The sequence below is a fragment of the Streptomyces sp. NPDC089915 genome (assembly GCF_040684675.1).
GTDB lineage: Bacteria > Actinomycetota > Actinomycetes > Streptomycetales > Streptomycetaceae > Streptomyces.
This window is the reverse complement of the sequence record NZ_JBFBGN010000272.1, coordinates 1-3,158: the sequence shown is the minus strand read 5'-3', so window position 1 is coordinate 3,158 and position 3,158 is coordinate 1. Positions and strand designations below refer to the sequence as shown.

The following is a 3,158-nucleotide window of genomic DNA, read 5'->3' as shown; positions in this document are numbered from 1 at the left end:
GAGGCATGGCCGGCTTCCCGGACGTCCGGGGCATCTGGCACGGGCTGCTCCGCCGCCCCGCCCCCGAAGCGGGCGCGGGGCACGGCATGCGCCCCCGCCCGGCTGACCGGCGCGGGCGGATCGGGCTGGTGGCGGTGGCCGTCTGCGTCGGCGTGTGGCTGGTCACCAGCGGCTCCTCCGAGACCGTCCGGCCCCCGCTGCCCTCCCCCGCCGACGCCCTGAGCGCGCAGGCCGTCTACCCCGGGAGCATCGCCCCCCTCCCCGGCTCCCCGCCCACCCGGATCCGGATCCCGTCCATCCGGGTGGACGCCCCCCTCACCGGGCTCGGCCTGGAGCGCGACGGGAGCCTCGAAGTGCCGCCGCCCGCCCGGGGCGACCTCGCGGGCTGGTACCGCGACGGGACCGCCCCCGGCGCGACGGGCACCGCGGTGATCGCGGGCCACGTGGACAACGCGGGCGGTCCGGCGGTCTTCTACCACCTGGGCGCGCTGCACCGGGGGGCCTCGGTCGAGGTCGCCCGCGCGGACGGGCGCACGGCGGTGTTCACCGTCCACGCCGTCGAGGTCTACGACGCGAAGTCCTTCCCCGACCGGCGCGTGTACGGGCCCTCGCCCCGCGCCGAGCTGCGGGTGATCACCTGCGGCGGCGCCTTCTCGCCGCGCACCGGATACCAGGGCAACGTGGTCGTCTTCGCCCACCTCACCGGAACCTACTGACCCCGGCCCCCGCCGACCAGGCCAAGATCATCGGGTTGCAGAATGACCCGCATGTCGATATCGAACACGCCCACGACCGCAACGATCGACGACGCCGCGGACATCAGCCGCAGCCTGGCCCGCGCCTTCGCCGACGACCCGATGATGTGCTGGTTCTTCCCCGACGAGGCCTCCCGCGAGGAGGGCATGGCCCGGTACTTCGCGACGCTCCTCACCCGGCACTACGGCCGCCACGGCGTGTGCGAGCGCACGGACCTGGCCGCCGCCTTCTGGGTGGCGCCGGGCGGCCGCGCACTGCCCGACGAGGAGACCCTCGACGAGCTCGCCACCGTGCTCGGCGACCGGGCGGAGGTGTTCCGGGAGGGGATCCGGTCGGCCGCCGAGCACGCGCCCCCGGAGGAGCACTGGTACCTGGCGGTGCTCGGCGCCGACCCGGCCGGCCAGGGCCGGGGACACGGGGCCGCGCTGCTGCGCTCGGGCCTGGCCCAGGCCGACGCGGCGGGCCTGCCCGTCTACCTGGAGTCCTCCAAGGAGTCCAACGTGCCCTTCTACGAGCACTTCGGCTTCACCCTGCTCGGCGAGGCCCGGCTGCCCGGCGGCGGTCCGGCCCTCTGGGTGATGCGCCGCGCCCCGCGGGCCTGACGCACCGGCGGGTGCGGGACCCCCGGGCCCCGCACCCGCCCGCACCCGACTACCCCCACTGCTCCAGGCCGAGCTTGACCACCAGCGCGCCGACCACCGTGAGCAGCACGCCCCGGACGAAGCCGCTGCCCTTCTTGAGGGCCATCCGGGCCCCGACCATCCCGCCGGCCAGGTTGAAGACGGCCATCAGCGCGGCCAGCTGCCAGAACACCATGCCCTGGTAGGCGAACATCGCGAGCGCCCCGGCGTTGGTGCAGCAGTTGACGATCTTCGCGGTGGCGGAGGCGGTGACCAGGTCGAGGTGGAGCAGCGCGGTGAGGGCCAGGACCAGGAAGGTCCCGGTGCCGGGCCCGATGAGCCCGTCGTAGAGGCCGATGCCCAGGCCGGCGAGGCCGATGGCGAGGAGCACCCGCTGCCGGGAGACCGGCGCGGCCGAGGGGGCGGCGCCGAAGCCCGGCTTGAAGATCACGACGGCGGCGACCACCAGGAGCACTCCCATGATGAGCGGCCGCATCGCGTCCTTGCTGATCCCTCCCGCCAGCGCGGCCCCGCCCATCGATCCGGCGATCGCCGCCAGACCGATCCGGACGGCCAGCTTCACGTCCACGGAGGTCTTGCGCGCGTAGGTGACGGCCGCCCCGGCCGTGCCGACGATGGCCACCGCCTTGTTGGTCCCGAGGACGGCGGCGGGCTGGGCGTGCGGCAGGCCGAGCAGGAGGGCGGGCAGCAGGAGCAGTCCGCCGCCGCCCACCACCGCGTCGATCCAGCCGGCCGCGGCCGCTGCCGCGCACAGCACGATGATCATGGTCGTCGATATGTCAGGCACGGACCGACCTTAGGGAGCCGGTCCGTGCATGTCCCATCGATCCGGCGAAAGTTGCGCGAAGCTTGAGGTTCACGGCCCGCGCGGGCCGGCCGACGGGACCCTCACCGGCCGCCGGACCGGGCGCTGAGGCCGGCGTTCCGTCCGGGTAACAGGGGCGATGCGGCGGGGAAACAGCCGCCCCGCACGCTCGTTCCATGACCTCGGAACAGCGTGTGGTGGTGATCGGCGGCGGCCTGGCGGGCCTGCGGCTCGCCGCCCGGCTGGGGCCGGCCGCCACGGTGACCGTCCTCGGCGAGGAGACCCACACCCCCTACAACCGGGTCCTGCTGGCCGAGGTGCTGGCCGGCCGGTACGCCCCCGACGTGGCCGCGCTGCCGGCCCCCGGCCCGGTCCTGCGGCGGGGGGTGCGGGCGGTGCGGATCGACCGCGCCGCGCGGCGGGTGCACTGCGACGACGGCACGGCCCCGGAGTACGACGTCCTCGTGCTGGCCACCGGCTCCAACCCGGTCCTGCCGGCGCTGCGCGGGCTGTTCCCGCCCGGCGGCGGGGAACTCCCCGAGGGGGTGCACGCGTTCCGCACCATGGACGACTGCCTGGCCCTGGACGCGGCCGTCCGCCCGGGCGGGCGCGCGGTGGTGATCGGCGGCGGCCTCCTCGGCGTCTCCGCCGCCCGCGCGCTGGCCGCGCGGGGTGTGCAGGTGGTCCTCGCCCAGCAGGCGGAGCGGCTGATGGAACGCCAGCTCGACGCCGACGCCTCGGCCCTGCTGCACGCCCACCTGACGGCCCTCGGGGTGGAGATCCACACCGAGTGCCGCGTCAGGGGGCTGACCTCCACCCCGAACCCCGTTCCGGGCGCTCCGCGCCCGGTGCGCTCGAACGCCGCGCGGGCCGGATGCGCGCAGCACATTCCAGCCCCGCCGGCGTTTGAGGCGCGGGGGCGCGGGGGCGGAGCCCCCGGAAACGGCGCCGCGCCG

General features: G+C 76.0%; 4 protein-coding genes. 3 read left to right on the top strand and 1 reads right to left on the bottom strand.

Annotated elements, in window-relative coordinates; all coding sequences use genetic code 11:
• Positions 1 to 86 precede the first annotated feature (86 nt).
• Together AB0O29_RS34700 and AB0O29_RS34695 are read left to right on the top strand one after the other, a co-directional pair.
• Positions 87 to 716 (top strand): class F sortase, encoded by a 630-nt coding sequence (locus AB0O29_RS34700; protein ID WP_365160079.1) that lies wholly within the window; start codon positions 87 to 89, stop codon positions 714 to 716.
• A 42-nt stretch (positions 717 to 758) separates the two neighbouring features.
• The gene (locus AB0O29_RS34695) at positions 759 to 1,358 is read left to right on the top strand and encodes a GNAT family N-acetyltransferase (protein ID WP_365160076.1); all 600 of its coding nucleotides are present in this window, start codon (positions 759 to 761) and stop codon (positions 1,356 to 1,358) included.
• Between the two features lie 49 nt (positions 1,359 to 1,407).
• On the opposite strand, the gene AB0O29_RS34690 is transcribed toward AB0O29_RS34695, so the two are convergent.
• Positions 1,408 to 2,184: a TSUP family transporter gene (locus tag AB0O29_RS34690; protein ID WP_365160073.1), complete on the bottom strand. Its 777-nt coding sequence runs from the start codon at positions 2,182 to 2,184 to the stop codon at positions 1,408 to 1,410.
• Positions 2,185 to 2,378: 194 nt separating this feature from the next.
• On the opposite strand from AB0O29_RS34690, the gene AB0O29_RS34685 reads away from it, so the two are divergent.
• The coding region (locus tag AB0O29_RS34685) for an FAD-dependent oxidoreductase (protein WP_365160070.1) at positions 2,379 to 3,158 on the top strand (780 nt) is incomplete at its 3' end.